We start from the raw sequence: 21,875 nt of genomic DNA on the forward strand, positions 1-21,875 counted from the left end.
CCGGGAGCCGGCCGAGCCTGAGCCCGGCGCGCGTTCACCGGCTCACCCCCGCGGCGTCCAGGAGCCGGCCGAACCTGCTGCCGGGCTCGGCGGCCAGGTCGGCGCGGCGGCCGTACTCGACGAGCTTGCCGCGTTCCAGCACGGCGATCTTGTCCACGTGCGCCAGCGAGGAGAGCCGGTGCGCGATGAGCACGCCGGTCCGCCCGTCCAGCAGCCGCCGTACGCCGTCCTCGACGTGCCGTTCGGTGGCCGGGTCGAGCCTGCTGGACGCCTCGTCCAGGATCACCAGGCCGGGGTCGGCCAGGAAGGCCCGCGCGAAGGCGAGCAACTGGGCCTCCCCCGCCGACAGGCCGCCCGGCTCGCCGTCGAGCCCGCCGGGCAGCGCGGCCGGCCAGCCGCCCAGCCCCACCCCGGCCAGCACCTCCAGCAGGCGGGCGTCGTCGTGGCGGGGGTCGGTCAGGGCGCCGAACAGCGTGAGGTTGTCGCGGACGCTGCCGTCGAACAGCCGTACGTCCTGGGTGACCACGCCGACCCGGCGGCGCAGCGACTCCGGGTCGCACTCGCGCAGGTCGAGGCCGCCGATCTCGACCGTGCCGCCGGTCGGGTCGTACAGGCGCAGCAGCAGCTTGGCGAGGGTCGTCTTGCCGCTGCCGGTGCGTCCGACCAGGCCCAGGCGTTCGCCGGGGGCCAGGGTGAGGGTGATGCCCGACAGCGCGGTCTCGCCGTCGTCGGGGTAGGCGAAGCTCACGTCGTCCAGCCGCAGGCCGAGCGCGCCCGAGGCGGGCAGCGACCGGGGCACGGCGCGGACGGGCAGCGCGGGCCGCTCGGCCAGCAGGGAGCCGATGCGGGCGAACCCGGCCAGCGCCCCCTGGAACTGCCTGAGCTGGTCGATCAGCCGCTCGAACGGCGTGCGGATCATCAGGGTGTACTGGAAGAGCAGCACGGCGGTGCCGACCGTCAGCGCCCCGGCGTCCAGCAGCCAGGCGGCCAGGGCGAGCATCAGCGCGGTCCCGGCCGCGAACGCCACGTTCGTGGCCGCGAGCAGGCCGCCCGCGATGCGCGAGCCGTGCCACTCGGCGCGGAACCAGGCCCCGGCGACCTGGTGGAAGCGGCCGAGCGCGTGCCCGCCCGCGCCGTTGGCCCGCAGGTCCTCGGCTCCGGCCAGCCGCTCTTCGAGGTGGCCGTAGAGCGCGGCGCTCGCCTCCCGCGACCGGGTCGCCGACGGCACGGCGAGCCGCTGCGCGCCCGTCATGGCGAGCCCGGCCAGCAGGCAGTAGGCCAGCAGCGCCGCGCCCAGCCGCCAGTCGACGGTGAACACGACGGCGAGCACGCCGGCCAGCAGCAGCAGCCCGGCCACGACATCCAGGACGAAGGCGACGACGAAATCGGCCACGGCCGCCACGTCGCCGTCGACGCGTTCGATCAGCTCGCCGGGCGAGTGGCGGGCGTGGAAGGCCAGGTCGAGGCCGAGCACGTGCCCGGCCAGGTGTTCGCGCAGGCGGTTGGTGCCGTCCCAGGCCAGGCGGCCGGCGAGCCAGGCGGCGGCCATGCGGGCGGCCTGACCGGCGGCGGCCAGGGCGAGGTAGCCGAGCGCGATCACGATCAGGTGGCGCAGCCCGGCGCCGCCGGCGGCGTCGTCGACGAAGCGGCGGGTGACGTGGGGCGCGGCCAGCGGCAGCGCGGTGGCCGCGGCGGTGGCGGCGCCCAGCGCGAGCGCGGCGCGCGGGCCGGGCCGCAGGTGGCGCAGGGCCCGCCGGGCGGGTCTAGCTACATGCGGACGTGTCCTGGTGAGCGGGGATCTCAAGAAGCGTCATGCCCTCTGAATAGGTGGGTGTCCTGTGCTGGGAGGTCATGAACGCTGTCCTCATCGATCCGCTCCTTCGTCCGGCGATCGGTGCCGCCGGGAAGTACAACAGCCGCCCGCGCCGCGCCGCAACCGGTTTTGGCCGCCTACGGGATCTATACGCCGCCTATACAGCCGCTGCTCACGCTGAGCACCGAACGGCCTTACACCCCCCGCGGAGGTTGGACGGTGTTGAAGAAACCCAGGCGGCTGACTCCCTTACCGCCGCTCGTCGTCCTGTTGCTGACATCCACGGCCCTCGTGCCGCTTCCCGCGCGGGCCGCCCCGCCCGCGCCCGCCAAGGCGCAGGCGACGGTCGCCTGCCCGGACGAGATGCCCACCGAGATCTCCGCCCGGCTGGCCGCCGCGGTCTGCGGCAAGCGGATCAGGGCGGTCTCGCTGACCACCGAGACCGACGAGTTCTTCGTCAACCCGGCCGGCACGGTCACCCAGGAGCACCGCTACCGCCCGGTCCGGGTCAAGCGGGGCGAGGCGTGGGTGCCCGCCGACCCGACGCTCGCGGCGAGCCAGGACGGCACGGTCGCGCCGAAGGCCGCAGCGGTCTCCTACAGCTTCTCCGGCGGCGGCGACGGCCCGCTGGTCACCGCCGCCGAGCGGGGCACCCGCCTCACGCTCGGCACGCCGCTCGGCGCCCTGCCCGAGCCGGTGCTGGACGGCGCCACCGCCACCTACCCCGACGTGCTGCCTGGCGTGGACCTGGTGCTGACCGCGGACGTGGACGGCTTCGCCGAGAAGCTCGTCGTCAAGACCCGGCAGGCCGCGGCGAACCCGGCGCTGAAGGAGCTGACGTTCGCCACGTCGGTGAAGAAGGGCGAGGTCAGGACCGACAAGCACGGCAACGTCTCGATCCTCGACGCCAAGGGCGAGCCGGTGTTCGGCTCGGCGGCGCCGGAGATGTGGGACGCCGCCACCGAGTCGGCCATGACCCGCAACCCGGCCACCCCGGCGCTGGCCGCCCAGCCGGGCCGGCGGGCCAGGATGGGCGTGCGGCTGTCGGGCCGCGAGCTGCGCGTCACCCCCGACGCCGCGCTGCTGGCCGACCCCGCCACGGTCTACCCGGTGACGATCGACCCGAGCTTCACCTCGGCCAAGTCCGGCTGGACGTACGTGGACTCGGCCTATCCCACCAGCGCGTACTGGAACTCGGCGAACGACGCGACGGCCGGCACCAGCAACGGCGGCGGCTACAAGCGGCGCTCGTTCTTCAACATGGGCCTGTCGGGCCTGGCCGGCAAGCACATCACGGCGGCCACGTTCAACATCAAGGAGACGTGGGCCTGGTCCTGCTCGGCGCGGAACGTCGAGCTGCACAGGACCGCGGCCGTCGGCTCGGGCACGACGTGGAACAACCAGCCCGCCTCGAACCTGAACATCGGCGCCAAGAACGTCGCCTACGGCTGGTCGTCGGCCGGTCCGGGCGGCGCGTCGAGCTGCCCGGCGGCCTGGGTCGGCTGGGACGTCACCAGCGCGGTGCAGAGCGTGGTGAGCGCGAACGGCACGTCGGTCACCTTCATGGTCAAGGCCGGCAGCGAGACCGACAACTACTACTGGAAGCGCTTCGCCAACAACCCCAACATCGCGATCACCTACAACTCGCTGCCGGGCACGCCGTCGGCCCTGGCCGTCGCGCCCTGCTCGGTGTGCGCCAGCCCGGCCGTGGTGGGCGCGGCGCAGCCGACGCTGTCGGCCAAGGTGAGCGACGCCGACGGGCAGGCGCAGCGGGCCGACTTCGAGATCTGGACGGCCGACCACGCGACCAAGGTGACCGGTGGCTCGGCCGCGAACGTGGCGAACGGCGCCACCGCCTCCTGGAAGGCCGGCACGGCCCTGGCGAGCACGTCGTACGCCTGGCGGGTGCGCTCGCACGACGGCACCGACTACGGCCCCTGGTCGGCGTGGTTCGCCTTCACGGTGGACGCCGCCCCGCCGCCCGCCCCCGAGGTGTCCTCGAACGACTACCCGGAGGACGCCTGGGCCAAGGGCGCCGGTCAGGCCGGCCAGTTCACCGTCACGCCGGCCTCGGCCGACGCGTCCTCGGTGTTGTGGTCGTTCGACGGCGGCGCCCAGCAGTCCGCCGCCAATTCCGGCGCGCCGCACACGGTGAGCTGGACGCCGCCCGCCGACGGCCCGCACACGCTCAAGGCGTGGGTCAAGGACAAGGCGGGCAATCTGTCGGAGGCGACGACGTACGCGTTCAACGCGGGCGGCTCGGCGGTCACCTCGCCCAAGGACGGGCAGTCCACCGCCCGCCGGACGGTCCTGTCGGCCACCGGCAGCGCGGGGCTGAGCGCGGTCACCTTCTCCTACCGGCGCGGCGAGGCCGACTCCTGGCACCAGGTGCCCGCGGCCGACGTGCGCAGGAAGTCCGACGGCTCGGCGGTCGCCTGGCCGGTGGCGATGAGCGCGGGCGCCTCGCCCGAGCTGGTCTGGGACACCACGCACACGCTGGCCGAGGACGGCTCGATCGAGATCAGGGCCGAGTTCGTCACCTCCTCGGGCACGGCCGCCTCCCAGCCGGTGGACCTGGTCGTGGACCGGGACGGCGAGGGCGCCTCCACCCAGCCGGTCGGCCCCGGCTCGGTCAACACGCTGACCGGCGACTTCAGGATGGCCGCCACGGACGCCAACGTGTACGGCATCGGCCTGATGCGCTCGTTCTCCTCGCGTGACCCGCGCAAGGGCTCGGCGCTGCCGGGCGTGGCGGCGATCTTCGGCACCGAGTGGACGCCGACCGGGCTCGCCCAGTCGGGTCAGGGCACGTTCGCCCAGCTCCGGGCCACCTCCGCCACCTCGGTCGAGCTGAGCGGCGAGGGCTCGGCGGTGGCCTTCACCAAGAACGCCGACGGCTCGTACGAGCCGCAACAGGACGCGGCGAGCCTGAAGCTGACCTTCGACGCCGCGGCCGACCGCTACACCCTGTCGGACACGAACTCGGCCGAGCGCACGGTGTTCGCGAAGGTGGACGCCGCCGCGCCGATCTACCTGGTGCGGGCGGTCTACCCGGCCAGCGGCAAGGGCAGCACGGCGTTCGTGTGGCAGTCGGTGACCGGCTCGGACGGCAAGGCGCTGGCCCGGCCGGTCAAGATCATCGCGCCGTCGTACACGCAGGCCGACTGCGACGTGGACACGCTGGCGAGCCTGCCGCAGGGCTGCCGCCTGATCAAGCTGGACTATGCCACGACCACGACCGCGGGCGCGCAGCTCGGCGACGTGGCCGGGCAGGTCAAGGCGATCAGCCTGTGGGAGGGCGGCGCGAGCGCGCCGCTGGGCCTGTCGGAGTACCGCTACGACGACCTGGGCCGTCTGCGCGAGCAGTGGAACCCGGCCACCCCCGACATCAGGACGCGCTACGACTACGACCTCGGCGGCCGGGTGAACCGCTACACCCCGCCCGGCGAGCTGCCGTGGACGTTCGGCTACGGCAAGGCGGGCAACGCCGACACCGCCGCGGACGGCATGCTGCTCGCCGTCTCCCGCCCGACGCTGCGGCCCGGCACCCCGAGCGAGACGAACGGCACCGCGGTCACGTCGGTGGTCTACGACGTGCCGATCAGCGGGACGGGGGCGCCGTACGGGATGAGCGAGACCGCCACGGCCGCCTGGGGGCAGAGCGACTCCCCGGTGGACGCGACCGCCATCTTCCCGGCCGACCAGGTGCCGGCCAACCACACCGGGCGCGGCGGCCTGGCCGCCTCCGACTACGGCCGGGCCACGATCACCTACCTGAACGCCTCCGGGCAGACGGTCAACCGGGTGGAGCCCGGCGGCGCGGTCTCCACCAGCCAGTACGACGCGCAGGGCAACACGGTGTTGTCGCTGTCGGCCGGGAACAGGGCGCTCGCCCTGGCCCAGACGCCGGACGCGGGCGCCGAGCTGACCCGGCTCGGGCTGCTCAACGCCTCGCCCGCCGACCGGGCGCGGCTGCTGGCCGAGGAGTCCGCCTACAGCTCCGACGGGCAGCGGATGGTCTCCGAGCTGGGCCCGCTGCACCTGGTCACGCTGAACGGCACGCAGGTCGCGGCCAGGAAGCACACGGTCAACACCTTCGACGAGGGCCGGCCGGCCGACGCCAAGGTGTCGAACCTGGCCACGACGGTGGCGGTGGGCGCGTACGTGCCCGGCGCGACCTCGGACGCCGACGTGCGGACGAGCCGGACATACTACGACTGGAACACCGGCAAGAGCGTCAGGACGGTGGAGGACCCCGGCGGCCTGGCGATCACCAAGACGACCGCGTACGACTCCGACGGCCGGGTGGTCGCCACCACGATGCCGAAGTCGTCGGGCGACGACGCGGGCACCACGACCAGCGAGTACTACACGGCCGACGGCGCCGGCGCGTGCGGCGGCAAGGCCGAGTGGGCCGGGCAGCTGTGCCGCACGAAGTCCAAGACGGGCGTCGGCGACAGCGGCACCCGTCCGGCCGAGCTGGTCACCAAGGTGTACGCCTACGAGCCCGGCGGCCGCGTGTCGTCGGTGACCGAGACGGCCAACGGGGTGACCAGGACCACGACGACCACGTACAACCCGGCGGGCGACATCGTGAAGACCGTCGTGTCCGGCGGGGCCGGGACGGCGGTGCCCGAGGTGAGCACCACCTACGACGCGGCCGGGCGCGGGGTCAGGACCACGGCCTCCAACGGCACCTCGATCACCCGCGAGTACGACGCGCTGGGCCGCCAGACGTCCTACACCGACGCCGACGGCGGCGTGACCAGGGTCGAGTACGACGCCCTCGACCGCATCACCAGGAAGACCGACGGCGCGCCCTCGACGGTCACCTACGCCTACGACGACGTGCGCGGCGCGCTGTCCACCATGACCGACTCGGTGGCCGGGACGTTCACCGCCACGTACACCGTCGACGGCTCGATCAGCCACGAGAGCCTGCCAGGCGGCCTGTCCTACGACCTGGCCCGGGACCCGTCCGGCGCGCCGGTCTCGCGGGTCTACCGGACGGCGGCGGGGACGCGGCTGCTGGACGACTCGGTGACCTGGTCGATCCACGGCCAGCAGGTGAGCCACAACGGGCTGTCCGCCCAGAGGATCGGCTACGACAGGCTGGGCCGGATCGCCTCGGTGGACGACACCGTGAGCGGCCTGTGCTCGCGCCGGGCCTACGGCTACGACGCCAACTCCAACAGGACGGGGCTGACCACGAGCGCCTGCGACGGCTCGGGGGCGGTCACCGAGAACCACGCCTACGACGGCGGCGACCGGCTGGCCGACGCCGGCTACGAGTACGACGCCTACGGCCGCACCACGGCCACGCCGGCCGGGCTGAAGGCGGAGTACTACACCACCGATCTGGTCCGGCAGATGACGTCGGGGGCGGTGCGGCAGTCGTACACGCTGGATCCGGAGCTGCGCCGCAACACCACCACGCTGGAGCAGCTGTCCGGCGGCACGTGGAGCGCGGCCGGCAAGCGGGTCGAGCACTTCGACGCCGACGACGACACGCCCGCCTGGGTCGTGGAGGGCGGCGCGGTCACCAGGAACGTGCACTCCATCTCCGGCGGCCTGGCCGCGGTCACCTCGGCGACCGGCGACGTGCGGCTGCAGCTGACGAACCTGCACGACGACATCAACGTGGTCTACGCCGACGGCGTGCCGCTGGCGCTGGACTTCGACGAGTTCGGCAACCCGCGCGCCGGTCAGCCCGCGATGCGCTACGGCTGGCACGGCGCGGCCGAGCGGGCCGCCGACACCCCCGACGGCACGATCCTCATGGGCGTGCGGCTCTACCAGCCCAAACTGGGACGGTTCCTGCAGACCGACCCGGTGGAGGGCGGCAGCGCCAACGCCTACGACTACGCCAACCAGTCGCCGACCTCCAACGCCGACCTGGACGGCAAGAAGTGGTACTGGTGCACCAACTTCTGGCACTTCGCCTTCAACCACTGCGGCGTCAGCTACGCCTACTACCACGGCAGCTGGCGTTACGTGCAGTGGAAGAAGACGCCGGCCGGCTGGTGGGTGCGCGGCGTGTACTACGACTACTGCACCAAGTCGCCCGACAAGCCGCTCGGCTACGACTTCCGCCAGGCGTGCATGATGCACGACTACGGGTACGCCCTGCGCAATATGGGGTATATCCATAGCAAGTACCAGGTGGACTACATCTTCTATTACGTCCTGTACTGGGGCGTCTGCTCCCACTACTTCTTCAAGGGGACATGTCGCCGCATCGCGTACGCGTACTTCCTTTCGGTGGTCGCCTTCGGCCACCCGTGACCTAGGATGAGCCACCGGCGGGAGCTACCACGAAAGGCTCCCGCCGGTGCCTTTTTCTCCCGGTCGGCGCAGGGTTGACGGGAGTCGGACGTTGATGCACATTGAAGCAGCTTTGATCTTCCTTGTGCACCAACGTCCTTGCGGGGAGCGCGATGGAGTTCGCCGTACTTGGGCCGCTTCACGTCTCGGATGACCAAGGGCCGCTGCCGCTCGGCGTCGGCAAGCAGCGCACCCTGCTGGCCGAGCTCCTGTGCCGGGCCGGCCGCCCGGTCTCCCCCGCCACGCTCGTCGAGGCCCTGTGGGAGCAGCGCCCGCCGCGCACCGCCGCCGACAACCTGCGCCTGTACGTGCACCAGCTCCGCCGGACGCTCGGCCAGGACCGCATCACCCGCACCGACGCCGGTTTCGTCCTGGCCGTGCACCCCGGCGAGCTGGACGCCGAACGCTTCGAGACCCTGGCCGGCCGGGGCGGCGACGCGCTGTCCGGCGGCGACCACGAACAGGCCGCCACGCTGCTGCGGCAGGCGCTGGCGTTGTGGCGCGGGCCCGCCTACGCGGGGCTGAACCTCACCGCCGGGCTGCGCGACCACGCCCGCCGCCTGGAGGAGGAGCGCCTGGCGGCCCTGGAGCACCGGATCGAGGCCGACCTGGCCCGCGGCCTGCACGCCGTGCTGATCGCGGAGCTGACCGAGCTGGTCGCCGAGCACCCGCTGCGCGAACGCCCGCGCCGCCAGCTCATGCTCGCCCTGGCCCGGTCGGGACGGCAGGCCGAGGCGCTGGCCAGCTACCGCGAGGCCCGCCGGGTGTTCGCCGCCGAGCTGGGCCTCGACCCCGGCGCCGAGCTCAACCGCCTGCACCAGGCCATCCTCACCGGCACCCTCGACCCGACCCCCGGCGGCGCGGCCGGCGCCGCCGGGGGCGCCGGCGGGCCCGCGGCGCGCTCCCCCGCCCAGCTCCCGACCGACATCTCCGACTTCACCGGACGCGGCGAGCAGCTCGCCCAGCTCACCGCCCTGCTCGGCGACGAACCGCCGCAGGGCCCCGGCCAGGTGCGGGTGTGCGTGATCGCGGGCATGGGCGGCGTCGGCAAGACCACGCTGGCCGTGCACGCCGCGCACCGCATCGCCCGCCACTACCCCGACGGCCAGCTGCACACGAACCTGCACGGCGCCGAGGCCAGCCCCGCCGACCCCGGACAGGTGCTGGCCGCCTTCCTCACCGCGCTCGGCGTGCCGCGCTCCACGCTGCCCGAGAGCGTGGACGAGCGGGCCGCGCTGTTCCGCAGCAGCCTGGCCGAGCGGCGCATGCTGATCGTGCTCGACAACGCCGCCTCCGAGCAGCAGGTGCGCCCGCTGCTGCCGGGCACGTCCGGCTGCGCCGTCATCATCACCAGCAGGGCCAGGCTGAGCGGCCTGTCCGGCGCGGCCCTGATCGAGCTGTCGGTGCTGCACCTGCGGCAGGGCGTGCGTCTGCTGGCCAGGATCGCCGGCGCCGGGCGGGTGGAGGCCGAGCCGGAGGCGGCGGCGGAGATCGTCCGGCTCTCCGACGGGATCCCGCTGGCCGTGCGGGTGGCCGGGGCCCGGCTGGTGGCCCGGCCGCACTGGCCGCTGACCCGGCTGGCCGGGCAGCTCAAGGACGAGCGGCGGCGGCTCGACCAGTTCGCGACCGGCGACCTGGCGGTCCGGGCGAGCCTGGCGCTCAGCTACGTGGGGCTGGAACCGGCCGCGCGGCGGGCCTTCCGGCTGCTCGGCACGCTGGAGGCGCCCGACTTCGCCGGATGGGTGGCGGGCGCGCTGCTGGACCTGCCCGTGCCGGTGGGCGAGGAGCTGGTGGAGTCGCTGGTGGACACCCAGCTCGTGCTGATCAGCGGCGTCGATCCGGCCGGGCAGCCGCGCTACCGCTTCCACGACCTGGTCCGCCTGTACGCCCGCGAACGTGCCGAGCTGGAGGACCGGCCCGAGGCGGTCGCGGCGGCGCTCGGCCGGGCCTTCGGCGGCTGGCTGGCGCTGGCCGAGCAGGCGACCGAACGCGTCCAGGGCAGCTCCTCGGCCATCATCCACGGCTCGGCCCCGCGCTGGAGCTCGCCCGACGGCACGCCGCTGGAGATCCGGCAGGACCCGATGGCCTGGTTCGACACCGAGCGCACCGCGCTGGTCGCGGCGATCCGCCAGGCGTGCGCGCTCGGCCTGGCCGAGGTCGCCTGGGACACCGCCTGCTGCGCCGAGCGCTACTTCGACGTGAGCGGCCTGTTCGACGACTGGCGGGCGCTGCACGAGCGGGTGCTGGCCGCCTGCCTGGCCGCCGGCGACCGGCTGGGCGAGGCGGTGATCCGGCGCGGCCTCATGCACGCCACCACCTGGACCGAGACCGGCGGCGCCATGGCCGCCCAGTACGACGGCGCCGAACGCCTGATCGCCATGTTCACCGAACTGGACGAGCGGCGCGGCCTGTCCGACGCGTACGTGCTGCGCGCCTGGGGCGAGGCTGCCCGGGGCGACATGGCGCAGGGCCTGCGCTCGGGCCGCATCGCGCTGGAGCTGGCCGAGCGCAGCGGCCACCAGGGCGGCGAGGCCAGGGCGCACGTGTGCATGGCCGTCGCCTACGGCACCAGGGACATCAGGATGGCCATCGTCCACCTGCTGCGCGGCCTCGACCTGGCCACCAAGCTCGGCAACCCCCGCTTCGAGGCCACGACCCTGCAGTTCCTCGGCCTGGCCCACGCCCACGCCAAGGAGTTCGAGGCCGGGCTGGAGTACATGGTGCGGGCGCTGGCCATCTACCGGCAGATCCGCGACCCGCTGCTGGAGACGATGGGCCTGGTCGCCCTGGCCAAGCTGTACGCCGGCCACCACGACCCGCGGGCCAGGGCGGTCGCCGAGGCGGCCGAGCTGCTGAGCCGCTCCCACCGGCTGGCCCACCACCGGGCCGACGCGCTGTGGGTGCTGGGCGGGGTGGACCTGGCCGAGGGCCGGGTGAAGGAGGCCGTCGCGCACCTGGAGGAGTCGGTGCGGCTGTGGCGCGCGCGGGGCTGGCAGGAGTTCCTGGCGGGGGCGCTGGACAGCCTGGCCGAGGCGTACACGGCGGCGGGCGACCCGGCGGCGGCGGCCGCGGCCCGGCGGGAGGCTCGCTCGCTTGCCGGTTCTCCTCAGGCGGGTTGAGTATCCGAGCGCTCGTGTCCCCGTCCCCGCCGCGGGCATGCTGGCCGTCAGGACCAGTGTGAGGAGAGAGATGCCGCGTTCCGCCCTGCTGTGGGCCGTGATCCTGATCGCCGGAGGCGTCGCCGCCGTGGCCGTGTGCGTGCTCACCGCGCCCGCGGTCGCGCCCGGCGCGCCGAAGGACGTCCTGGACTCCCCGGCGCTTCTGCCGGCCTTCGCCGCGCTGGCGGTCCTGGCCGGGCTGGCCGCGTGGGCCGTCCCGCATCCGTTGTGGGGGGCCGTCGCCGCCGCGCCGTTCTTCGTGCACTTCGCCGCCGGGGTGGTGAGCGAGCTGCGCGGGGGCGGGCAGGGGTTGTGGCCGGTCGGGCTGATGCTCCTGATCGGCCTGACGTTGCTGCCCCTGGCCGCCTCGCTCGTCACGTCGCTGATCGCCAGATCCCGCTGAGCCCCACGGCGACCGTACTGCGTACGGTACGATCGCCTACCCGCTCCGCATTTGATGTGACAAGAAGGGATTCCGTGGCCACCAGCGCCAAGTCCGACGCCGTACGCACCCGATCCGCCGATCACACCGCCGCCGACAGCCACGACGTCATCCAGGTACGCGGCGCCCGCGAGAACAACCTCACCGGCGTCGACCTCGACCTGCCCAAGCGCCGCCTCACCGTGTTCACCGGCGTGTCCGGCTCGGGGAAGTCCTCGCTCGTCTTCGACACGATCGCCGCGGAGTCCCGGCGGCTGATCGACGAGACGTACACCACGTTCGTCCAGAACTTCATGCCGAGCCTGGCCCGTCCCGACGTGGACTCGCTGCGGAACCTCAGCGCGGCGATCATCGTGGACCAGGAGCGGATGGGCGCCAACGCCCGCTCGACCGTGGGCACCGCCACCGACACCTACACGATGCTCCGGATCCTGTTCAGCCGGCTGGGCTCCCCCCAGGTGGGGCCGCCGTTCGCGTTCAGCTTCAACCGCGCCGAGGGCATGTGCCCCGAGTGCGAGGGGCTCGGCAAGGTCGCCGGCGTCGACGTCGACGAGCTGGTGGACCGGGACAAGACGCTGAACGAGGGCGCCATCAAGGTCCCCGGGTACGCGGTGGACACCTGGTACTGGCAGATCATGGTCGGCTCGGGCCTGTACGACCCCGACACCAAGCTGCGCGACTTCACCCCCGAGCAGTGGGCGGACCTGCTCGACAAGCCCGCCACGAAGATCAAGTACGGCACCAGCAACTTCACCTACGAAGGGCTGGTCACCAAGGTCAAGCGCCAGTACCTGGCCAAGGACCGCGAGTCGATGCAGCCGCAGGCGCGCGCCTTCGCCGACCGGGCGCTCAAGCTGACCGGCTGCACCGCCTGCGGCGGCTCGCGCCTGAACGAGGCCGCCCGGTCCTCCCGCATCGACGGCCGCAACATCGCCGACTGCTCGGCCATGCAGATCAACGACCTGGCCGAGTTCGTCAAGGGCATCGGGGACCCGAGCGTCGGCCCGGTGCTCCAGGGGCTGCGCGACACGCTGGACTCCCTGGTCGAGATCGGCCTCGGCTACCTCAGCCTCGACCGCGAGTCCGGCACTCTGTCGGGCGGCGAGGCCCAGCGGGTGAAGATGGTGCGGCACCTCACCTCCAGCCTGACCGACGTCACCTACGTCTTCGACGAGCCGACGGCCGGGCTGCACCCGCACGACATCCAGCGGATGAACAACCTGCTGTTGCAGCTGCGCGACAAGGGCAACACCGTGCTCGTGGTCGAGCACAAGCCCGAGGTGATCGAGATCGCCGACCACATCGTGGACCTCGGTCCCGGCGCGGGCACCGGCGGCGGCCGCATCTGCTACGCCGGCGACCTCGACGGGCTGCCCGGCTCGGGCACCCTGACCGGCCGCTACCTCGGCCACCGGGCCGCGCTGCGCGCCTCCGTCCGCCCGGCGAAGGGACATCTGGAGGTGCGCGGCGCCACGCTGCACAACCTGCGCGGCGTCGACGTGGACATCCCGCTCGGGGTGCTCACCGTCGTCACGGGCGTGGCGGGCTCGGGCAAGAGCTCCCTCATCCACGGGTACGTGTCGGGCCGCGAGGGCGTGGTGGTCGCCGACCAGTCGCCGATCCGCGGGTCGCGGCGCAGCAACCCGGCCACGTACACGGGCGTGCTCGACCCCATCCGCACGGCGTTCGCCAAGGCCAACGGGGTCAAGCCGGCCCTGTTCAGCGCGAACTCCGAGGGCGCCTGCCCGGCCTGCAAGGGCATCGGCCTGATCTACACCGAGCTGGCGATGATGGCCGACGTGGCCTCGGTGTGCGAGGCGTGCGAGGGGCGCCGGTTCACGCCGGAGGTCCTGACGTACCGGCTGCGCGGCAAGAACATCAGCGAGGTGCTGGAGATGCCGGTGGCCGAGGCGCGCGCGTTCTTCCCGAGCGGCCAGGCCAGGACGATCCTCGACCGCCTCGACTCGGTCGGCCTGGGCTACCTCGGGCTCGGCCAGCCGCTCACCACGCTGTCGGGCGGCGAGCGCCAGCGGCTCAAGCTGGCCATCCACATGGCCAAGAACGGCACCACGTACGTGCTGGACGAGCCCACCACCGGCCTGCACCTGGCCGACGTGGACCAGCTCCTGGCCCTGCTCGACCGGCTGGTGGACGACGGCAACACGGTCATCGTCATCGAGCACCACCAGGCGGTGATGGCCCACGCCGACTGGATCATCGACCTGGGTCCCGGGGCGGGCCACGACGGCGGCCGGGTGGTGTTCACCGGCACCCCGGCCGAGCTGGTGGCCAAGGGCGACTCGCTCACCGCCGTGCACCTGCGCGACTACGTGGGACAGGCGTGATACGACGCCCCCTGGGCCACCGGGCTCAGGGGGCCCGCCCGCCGGACCGGGCGACGCCCACGGGCCTCAGACGGCCAGGCGGGCGAGGATGCGGGCGAACTCCGGCGGCGGGGCCACCACCAGCCTCGTCTGCCCCTGCTGCAACACGATGTCGGCCTTGATCAGCGTCAGCCGTCCCTGGTGCCACCAGTAGACCTGCGCGCTCAGCCCGCCGGTGCGGGCCGCGTGCACCCGCAGGCGTTCGATGGCGCGCACCACCCCGATGCCGTCCACCGGGCGCACCAGCACCGTGTACGGGTCCGGCAGCACCACCAGCACCCCGTCGGCGGGCACCGTGAGGTGGTCGCCGAGCCAGCGCAGGTGCGTGGCGGCCGACGGGTGGGCGCCGGTCAGCCGGGTCACCGGCGTGCCGCCCAGCTCGATGCGCTCGACCCGCAGCCGCTCGGCCCGCCGGACGTTCGCCACGGCCAGGTCGAGCGCCTGAGCCGTCGGGACGGGCCAGCAGCCGGCCTCCTCGGGCCGCACCAGCCGGGAGCCGACGGTCAGCAGCTCCACCAGGTCGGCGTTGAGGTGCCGCCCCACCACCCGGGTCAGGTCGGGGACCTCGTCCACCGCCTCGACCCGGGTGCGCAGCAGGGGCGCGGCCTGGTCGAGGTCGCAGGCGTCGTAACGCTCGTCGGCGGTGGCCAGGGCGTGCGCGAGGTGCTCGGAGACCAGCACCGGCCAGTCCTCCCTGGCCCGGCGCCCGGCCTCGCGGCGCAGCCCGGTCAGCCTCACCACCAGCTCCGCGACACCGTCGCCGCGCAGGGTCAGCGACGCGCCGTCGCGGGCGAACTCGCACACGAACCCCAGGGACTCCGCGACGAGGCCGAGCAGGGAGTCGAGGTCGACGTCCTCGATCGGCCGGCGGGAGGGCTCCCGGTCACGCCTGAAGAAGCTCACACACCGTCCCCTCTGTCGGATTCGTCCCTTTAGGTGTCTTCCTACCTTGCCTGCTCGCCGTCGCGGAACGGACCAGCCAGGGAGCACGATTCGGTATCGATAACCCCAAGCTCCCCCAGCCACACGCTCATCTGTGGTGACCCGTGCCCCACCGGAAGCCCGGCCACCACGGGCACCCCGAGCGGCGCGAGCCGGTCGGCCAGCACCGGGTACGGATCGCCGCAGTCCACCCACGACCCGAGCGCGATCCCCCGCACGCCGTCGAACGCCCCGGCCTGCAGCAGTTGCGTCAGCATCCGGTCGATCCGGTACGGCTCCTCCCCGATGTCCTCCAGAAGCACCAGCTTGCCGTCGAACGAGGGCTGGTACCGGGTGCCGCACATCGAGGCCAGCAGCGACAGGTTGCCCCCGGTGAGCACGCCCTCGGCCCGTCCGGGCACCAGCACCCGGTCGCCCCGCACGGTCGCGCTCTCCCCGGCCAGCGCCGCCCACAGGCTCTCCCACGAACGCGGCTCGGGGCCCTGCTCGGCGGCGATCGTGTCGCAGGCCGTCATCGGCCCGTGCAGCGTGGGCACGCCCAGCTCGATCGCGAAGGCGTTGTGCAGGGCCGTGATGTCGCTCGACCCGACCAGCACCTTGGGCCCGGCCGCGCGCATGGCGTCCCAGTCGAGCAGGCCGAGCAGCCGGGCCGCGCCGTAGCCGCCCCGGCCGCAGAACACCACCGACACGGCCGGGTCGCACCAGGCGGCCTGGAGGTCGGCGGCGCGGGCGGCGTCCTGGCCGGCCAGGTAGTCGAGATCCTGGCGGTCGAGCGCGTGCGCCCCCGCCACCACCTTCAGCCCGAGGGCCTCCAACCGCTCGACGCCGCGCTGGAACAGCACGGGTGAGGGCGGCCCCGACGGCATGACGATCGCGACGGTGTCACCTTGCTGCATCGGTCAACTCCTGCACGCCTGGGAGCGCCGGGGCCCGGGTAAGCACCGAAACGCTGATTGGCTCGTTCACCTGCCAAACGGTGTCACACTTGTGGTCCAGTATGCGACTTCCGCCCCACATCCTCGTGGTCAACGGCATCAAGGTCCGCAGGCCCGTCTTCCTGCTCGGCGCCCCGCACTCCGGCGCGGACCTGCTGGCCCGCGCCCTCAAACGCTCCCCCGGCTTCCACGTCACGACGGGCCGCGCGAGCGTGGCGCACGTCGTGTACGCCTTCGCCCGCAAACCGTCCATCGGCCGCACGTCGGGCGCGGTGCGCGTGCTGCGCGACGCGCTGGCCGAGTCCTGGCAGGTCTCCCCGCGCTCGTGCGGGCAGTGCGCCGAGCCGTGCCGGGAGGCGGGCGGCGTGACCGGCAGCGGGCCGTGCGTGGAGCCCGGCGAGGTGACGCGGTTCGGCGACGGCAGCCCCGACCTGCTCTACAGCGCGCCCGTGCTGCTGCAGGCGTTCCCCGACGCCCGGTTCGTCCAGCTCATCAGGGACGGCAGGGACGCCGTCGCCGGCATGCTCGCCGACCCGGCGTGCCTGGCCTGGTTCAAGCCCGCGATGCTCTCCGACAGCACCGAGTTCCCCAACGCCTTCCTCGGCGTCAACAAGGACGAGCACCTCGACCGGTGGAAGGGCATGCCCGCGGCGGGCAAGGCGGCGCTGCGCTGGCGCAGCGCCGTGCGGCTGAGCGCCGAGCTGCGCCGGGAGCTGCCCGAGCGGCAGCTGCTCACCATCCGCTACGAGGACCTGGCGCTCAAACCCGCCGACACGCTCGCCGCGCTCACCGAGTTCCTGGAGACGCGGGTGTCCAAGATCGCGCTGTACGGCTCGCGCGTCCCCGAAGTCGGCGCCTGGCGGGCCCGGCTGCGGCCGGCCGACCTGGAGCTGGTGGAGAAGGTCGCCCGGCAGGAGCTCACCCGGCTGGGCTATCTCCCGAGCTGAACTGGGTGCGGTAGAGCTCGGCGTAGTGGCCGCCGCGCGCCAGCAGCTCCTCGTGCCGGCCCCGCTCGGCCACGCGCCCGTCGTGCACGACCAGGATCTCGTCGGCCTCCCTGATCGTGGACAGCCGGTGGGCGATGACCAGCGACGTACGGCCGTGCAGGGCCGTCTTGAGCGCGAGCTGCACGGCCGCCTCGGACTCGGAGTCGAGGTGCGCGGTCGCCTCGTCGAGCACGACCACGCGCGGCGCCTTCAGCAGCAGCCTGGCCAGCGCGAGCCGCTGCTTCTCGCCGCCGGACAGCCGGTAGCCGCGGTCGCCGACGACGGTGTCGAGCCCGTCGGGCAGCCCCTCGACCAGGTCGCCGATCTGCGCGGCCCGCAGCGCGTCGCGGATCTCCTCCTCGCTCGCGCCGGGCCTGGCGTAGCGGAGGTTGGCCCCGATCGTGTCGTGGAACAGGTGGGCGTCCTGCATGACGACGCCGACGGTGTCGCGCAGCGAGTCCAGCGTGGCCTCGCGCACGTCGAGCCCGTTGATCCGGACGGCCCCCTCGTTGACGTCGTAGAGCCGGGAGACCAAGGAGGTGATGGTGGTCTTGCCCGCGCCGGAGTGGCCGACCAGCGCGATCATCTCGCCGGGCCGGGCGGTGAAGGAGACGCCCTTCAGCACCTCCTGCGACGGGCCGCCGGAGTCCTGGCGGGCCACCGACTCCAGGGAGGCCAGCGAGACCTCCTCGGCCGCCGGGTAGCGGAAGCGCACGTCGTCGAACTCGATGGTGACCGGGCCCTTCGGCACCGGACGCGCGCCGGGCCGCTGCGCGACCATCGGCTTGAGGTCGAGGATCTCGAAGACGCGGTCGAAGCTGACCAGCGCCGTCATCACGTCGACGTGCACGTTGGACAGGGACGTCAGCGGGCCGTACAGGCGCATCAGCAGGGCGGTCAGGGCCACCAGCGTGCCCAGCTCGAAGGCGCCGCCGACGGCGAGCACGCCGCCGATGCCGTAGACCAGCGCGGTGGCCAGGGCCGCGACCAGGCCGAGCGCGACCCGGAAGACCGTGCCGTACATGCCGACGGTCACGCCGACGTCGCGGACGCGCCCGGCCCGGGCGGCGTAGGTGGCCGCGTCGTCCTCGGGCCGGCCGTAGAGCTTGGCGACCATCGCGCCGGCCACGTTGAAGCGCTCGGTGGTGACCGAGCTCATCTCGGCGTCGAGCTGCATCTGCTCGCGGGTCAGCGCGGACATGCGCCGGCCGACGTACTTGGCGGGCACGATGAAGATCGGCAGCAGCACCAGCGCGACCAGCGTGACCTGCCACGACAGCGCCAGCATCGCGCCCAGCACCAGGACCAGGCTGACCACGTTGGACACCACGGACGACAGCGTGCTGGTCAGCGCCCGCTGGGCGCCGATCACGTCGCTGTTGAGCCGGCTGACCAGCGCGCCGGTCTGCGCCCGCATGAAGAAGGCCACCGGCATGCGCTGTACGTGGTCGAAGACCTCGGTGCGCAGGTCGTAGATGAGCCCCTCGCCGATGCGCGCGGAGAACCAGCGCTGCGCCAGCGTCAGCGCGGCGTCGAGGACGGCGAGCGCGGCGATGGCCACGGCCAGGCCGATCACCACGTCGGTGCGGCCGGTCAGGATGCCGTCGTCGATGATCGCCTTCATCAGCAGCGGGTTGGCCACCACGATCACCGCCCCGGCCACCACGAGCAGCAGGAACGCCGCGATCTTCCTGAGGTGCGGGCGCGCGTGCCTGCCGATGCGCCGGACCGTGCCCGGCGCGATGCGCTGCTTGGTCACCGAGCCGTCGCGGCGCAGTGACATCCAGACCTGAGGGCCGAAGCCCCCTCCCATCATCGCCATACGGGGGATCCCTCCTCCTCCCCCGGAGTCAGCGTCGCGAGGACCTCCGGCGATTCCGCGATCCGCTCACGGCGAACCGGAGCCCCGCCTCCGGCCGGCCGTCCTAACGCGGGCCGAACAGGGCTTTGATGCGCTTGGCCTGCTCCCTGCCCTCGGCCGCACTCTGCTCCTCCAGGGTGCGCGCCCGCGCCCCCTGGAGGAGGCGCTTCGTCGCCACCGCCGCGTCCCGGTTCGTCGACAGCAGCTCCGCGATCTTGTTCTGTACGGTCTTGTCCAGGTCGCCCCCGGCGACCACCTGCTCCGCGAGGCCGATGCGCATGGCCTCCTCGGCGTACACGTTCCTGGCGGTCAGGCAGATGTCGATCGCCTTGGCCAGTCCGACCAGCTCGACCAGCGGTTTGGTCCCCGTCAGATCCGGGACCAGGCCCAGTGCGGGCTCTTTCATGCAGAAGGTGACGTCGTCGGCCACGATGCGCAGGTCACAGGCGAGCGCGAGCTGGAACCCCGCGCCGATCGCGTGCCCCTGCACGGCGGCGATGGAGACGATCTCCGGGCGGCGCAGCCACAGGAAACCGTCCTGTGCCTGACGTATGCGCTGCTCGAAGGTCTCGCCGTCGGTTGCGGCGGCCGAGCTGAACGAGCCCTGTCCGGGCACTCCCTCCGGTGTGAACATCCGCAGGTCGATTCCTGCCGAGAAGGACGGTCCCTCACCTTTCACGACGACGACGCGCACCTGTTCGGGAAGGCTCTCCCCGATGCGAGCCAACGCCGACCATGTCGCGAACGTCTGGGCGTTGCGCTTTTCCGGCCGGTCCAGCGTGATCGTCGCTATCTCACCGTCCACCTCATGGCGAAGCCCGATCTCCGCCAGCCTTTCGGCAGAGACGTCCTCCGCGTTCCCCCCGCGCTGTGGTGCCTGTGCTTCCGCCATCGCCTGCTCCCTGTGTCCGGTCGCGCACGGGGTGCGCCACCAAGGCTGACCGTCGCGCCCGAGCTTACAGAATATGATTCTGGCTCGGGCGCGACAGCGGCTGACTAGGGACGGGCGGCTGCGGTCGCACGTTCCGAGACAGCCGTCAGCGCTTGGTCTTGCCTCGAGTCGCCCCGCCGCGCCCGCGCAGAGTCACACCGGACTCGCTAAGGATGCGGTGGATGAACCCGTAAGACCGACCGGTCGAAGCGGCCAGGGCGCGGATGCTCTCGCCCTGTGCGTAGCGCTTCTTGAGATCGCCGGCCAGTTTTTCCCGGTCGGCCCCGGTGACCCGGGTGCCCTTCTTCAGTGTCTCGGCCACGAGTACCTCCTGTAGTGCCGGACTTCCGCAGCGTTACTCCGCCATGATCAGTCATTTCAGCGGGATCGGCTACCTACTCCACGGGAAAAGATCCGTACCCACTCAAATTAAGATCAGGCAAGTGCCACAAGATCGGAAAATTCGTCGCTCCACGCGTCTTCAGTTCCGTCAGGCAGCAAGATCACCCTATCCGGTGACAAGGCGTCAACGGCACCCTCGTCATGGGTGACGAGGACGATTGCTCCTGAATACGACCTCAGAGCGTTGAGAACCTGCTCGCGGCTGACCGGATCGAGGTTGTTCGTGGGCTCGTCGAGCAGCAGGACGTTGGCGCTCGACAGCACCAGGATCGCCAGCGCGAGCCGGGTCTTCTCGCCGCCGGACAGGACACCGGCGGGCTTGTCGACGTCGTCGCCGGAGAACAGGAACGAGCCGAGGACCTTGCGCAGCTCGGTGTCGGTGAACTCGCCGCCCGCCGAGCGCATGTTCTCCAGGAGCGTGCGGGAGGGGTCGAGGGTCTCGTGCTCCTGGGCGTAGTAGCCGACCTTCAGGCCGTGGCCGGGCCGCAGCTCGCCGGTGTCGGGGGACTCGATGCCGCCGAGTATGCGCAGCAGCGTGGTCTTGCCGGCGCCGTTGAGGCCGAGGATGACGACCCTGTGACCTCGGTCGATGGCCACGTTGACGTCGGTGAACACCTCCAGGGAGCCGTAGGACTTCGACAGGCCCTCGGCCATGAGCGGCGTGCGGCCGCACGGCAGCGGCTCGGGGAAGCGCAGACGGGCGACCTTGTCGCTCTGGCGCTCCTCCTCGGTGCCGGCCAGCAGGCGGTGGGCGCGGCGCATCATGTCCTGGGCCGCCTTGGCCTTGGTGGCCTTGGCGCGCATCTTGTCGGCCTGGGCCAGCAGCGCGCCCGCCTGCTTCTCGGCGTTGGCGCGCTCGCGCTTCCTGCGCTTCTCGTCGGTCTCGCGCTGGGCCAGGTAGGCCTTCCAGCCGACGTTGTAGTGGTCGATCACCGAACGGTTGGCGTCGAGGTGGAGGACCTTGTTGACCGTGGCTTCAAGAAGGCCGACGTCGTGACTGATGATCACCAAGCCACCTTGATGAGAGCGCAAAAAATCACGAAGCCACCCGATTGAGTCCGCATCTAGGTGGTTTGTCGGCTCGTCGAGAAGGAGAGTTTCCGCTCCGCTGAAAAGAATTCGCGCCAATTCCACGCGGCGCCGCTGACCGCCGGAAAGCGTTTGCAACGTCTGGCCGAGGACCCGGTCGGGCAGGCCGAGGCTGGAGGCGATGGAGGCGGCCTCAGACTCGGCCGCGTAGCCGCCGAGCACGTGCATCTGGTCTTCGAGCCTGCCGTACCGCTTGACGGCCTTCTCGCGGGTGCGCTCGTCGGCGGAGGACATGCCGATCTCGGCCTCGCGCAGCTTGCGCAGGACCTCGTCGAGGCCGCGCGCGGACAGGATGCGGTCGCGGGCCAGCACCTGCAGGTCGCCCGTACGGGGGTCCTGGGGCAGGTAGCCGATGCTGCCGGAGGAGGTGACCGAGCCCGCGGCGGGCAGCGCCTCCCCCGCGAGCACCTTGGTCAGGGTGGTCTTGCCCGCGCCGTTGCGGCCGACCAGACCTATCTTGTCGCCGGGGTTGACCCGGAAGGAGGCGTTCTCGATGAGCAGGCGCGCGCCCGCGCGCAGCTCGATGTCACTGGCGATGATCATATTGGCGGACACTCCCGAGCTAGGAAACGAGGATTGGGCGTGCGACCGCCGGTCAATCGGGAGTA

Annotated in this window: 12 protein-coding genes; 5 read left to right on the forward strand and 7 right to left on the reverse strand. The window is 72.5% G+C overall.

Going from position 1 to position 21,875, the window contains the following annotated elements; translation table 11 throughout:
• Positions 1-34: 34 nt before the first annotated feature.
• Positions 35-1,804 carry an ABC transporter ATP-binding protein gene (locus AB0C33_RS45215; RefSeq protein WP_358300057.1) on the reverse strand — a complete coding sequence of 590 codons (1,770 nt, stop codon included), beginning with the start codon at positions 1,802-1,804 and terminating at the stop codon, positions 35-37.
• A gap of 279 nt (positions 1,805-2,083) precedes the next feature.
• On the opposite strand from AB0C33_RS45215, the gene AB0C33_RS45220 reads away from it, so the two are divergent.
• The 4 genes from AB0C33_RS45220 (at position 2,084) to AB0C33_RS45235 (ending at position 14,082) form a co-directional block, all read left to right on the forward strand.
• On the forward strand, positions 2,084-8,098 hold the full coding sequence (locus AB0C33_RS45220) for a phospholipase A2 (RefSeq protein ID WP_358300061.1): 6,015 nt from the start codon (positions 2,084-2,086) through the stop codon (positions 8,096-8,098).
• Between the two features lie 152 nt (positions 8,099-8,250).
• Positions 8,251-11,256: a BTAD domain-containing putative transcriptional regulator gene (locus AB0C33_RS45225; protein ID WP_358300064.1), complete on the forward strand. Its 3,006-nt coding sequence runs from the start codon at positions 8,251-8,253 to the stop codon at positions 11,254-11,256.
• 70 nt (positions 11,257-11,326) lie between these two features.
• On the forward strand, positions 11,327-11,698 hold the full coding sequence (locus tag AB0C33_RS45230; protein WP_358300067.1) for a hypothetical protein: 372 nt from the start codon (positions 11,327-11,329) through the stop codon (positions 11,696-11,698).
• 74 nt (positions 11,699-11,772) lie between these two features.
• Positions 11,773-14,082 carry an excinuclease ABC subunit UvrA gene (locus tag AB0C33_RS45235; protein WP_358300070.1) on the forward strand — a complete coding sequence of 770 codons (2,310 nt, stop codon included), beginning with the start codon at positions 11,773-11,775 and terminating at the stop codon, positions 14,080-14,082.
• A gap of 66 nt (positions 14,083-14,148) precedes the next feature.
• Here AB0C33_RS45235 and AB0C33_RS45240 read toward each other — a convergent pair whose 3' ends face one another.
• The gene (locus AB0C33_RS45240) at positions 14,149-15,024 is read right to left on the reverse strand and encodes a hypothetical protein (RefSeq protein WP_358300073.1); all 876 of its coding nucleotides are present in this window, start codon (positions 15,022-15,024) and stop codon (positions 14,149-14,151) included.
• A 41-nt stretch (positions 15,025-15,065) separates the two neighbouring features.
• Positions 15,066-15,959, reverse strand: coding sequence for an LD-carboxypeptidase (locus AB0C33_RS45245; protein ID WP_358300076.1), 894 nt, complete (start codon positions 15,957-15,959; stop codon positions 15,066-15,068).
• A gap of 101 nt (positions 15,960-16,060) precedes the next feature.
• Between AB0C33_RS45245 and AB0C33_RS45250 the strand changes: the two genes are divergently transcribed.
• Complete coding sequence (locus AB0C33_RS45250) at positions 16,061-16,945, forward strand: sulfotransferase (protein ID WP_358300079.1); 885 nt, start codon at positions 16,061-16,063, stop codon at positions 16,943-16,945.
• On the opposite strand, the gene AB0C33_RS45255 is transcribed toward AB0C33_RS45250, so the two are convergent.
• The 4 genes from AB0C33_RS45255 to AB0C33_RS45270 form a co-directional block, all read right to left on the reverse strand.
• Complete coding sequence (locus AB0C33_RS45255) at positions 16,917-18,806, reverse strand: ABC transporter ATP-binding protein (RefSeq protein WP_358300082.1); 1,890 nt, start codon at positions 18,804-18,806, stop codon at positions 16,917-16,919. The two genes, AB0C33_RS45250 and AB0C33_RS45255, sit on opposite strands and share 29 nt — an antisense overlap.
• A 103-nt stretch (positions 18,807-18,909) precedes the next feature.
• The gene (locus AB0C33_RS45260) at positions 18,910-19,737 is read right to left on the reverse strand and encodes an enoyl-CoA hydratase/isomerase family protein (RefSeq protein ID WP_358300085.1); all 828 of its coding nucleotides are present in this window, start codon (positions 19,735-19,737) and stop codon (positions 18,910-18,912) included.
• A 145-nt stretch (positions 19,738-19,882) separates the two neighbouring features.
• Positions 19,883-20,098, reverse strand: coding sequence for a helix-turn-helix domain-containing protein (locus tag AB0C33_RS45265; protein ID WP_352363545.1), 216 nt, complete (start codon positions 20,096-20,098; stop codon positions 19,883-19,885).
• A gap of 113 nt (positions 20,099-20,211) precedes the next feature.
• The gene (locus AB0C33_RS45270; RefSeq protein WP_358300088.1) at positions 20,212-21,810 is read right to left on the reverse strand and encodes an ABC-F family ATP-binding cassette domain-containing protein; all 1,599 of its coding nucleotides are present in this window, start codon (positions 21,808-21,810) and stop codon (positions 20,212-20,214) included.
• Positions 21,811-21,875: the final 65 nt, after the last annotated feature.

Origin of the sequence: Nonomuraea sp. NPDC048881, from assembly GCF_040649795.1 — a bacterium.
In the GTDB taxonomy this organism is placed as follows: Bacteria; Actinomycetota; Actinomycetes; order Streptosporangiales; family Streptosporangiaceae; genus Nonomuraea.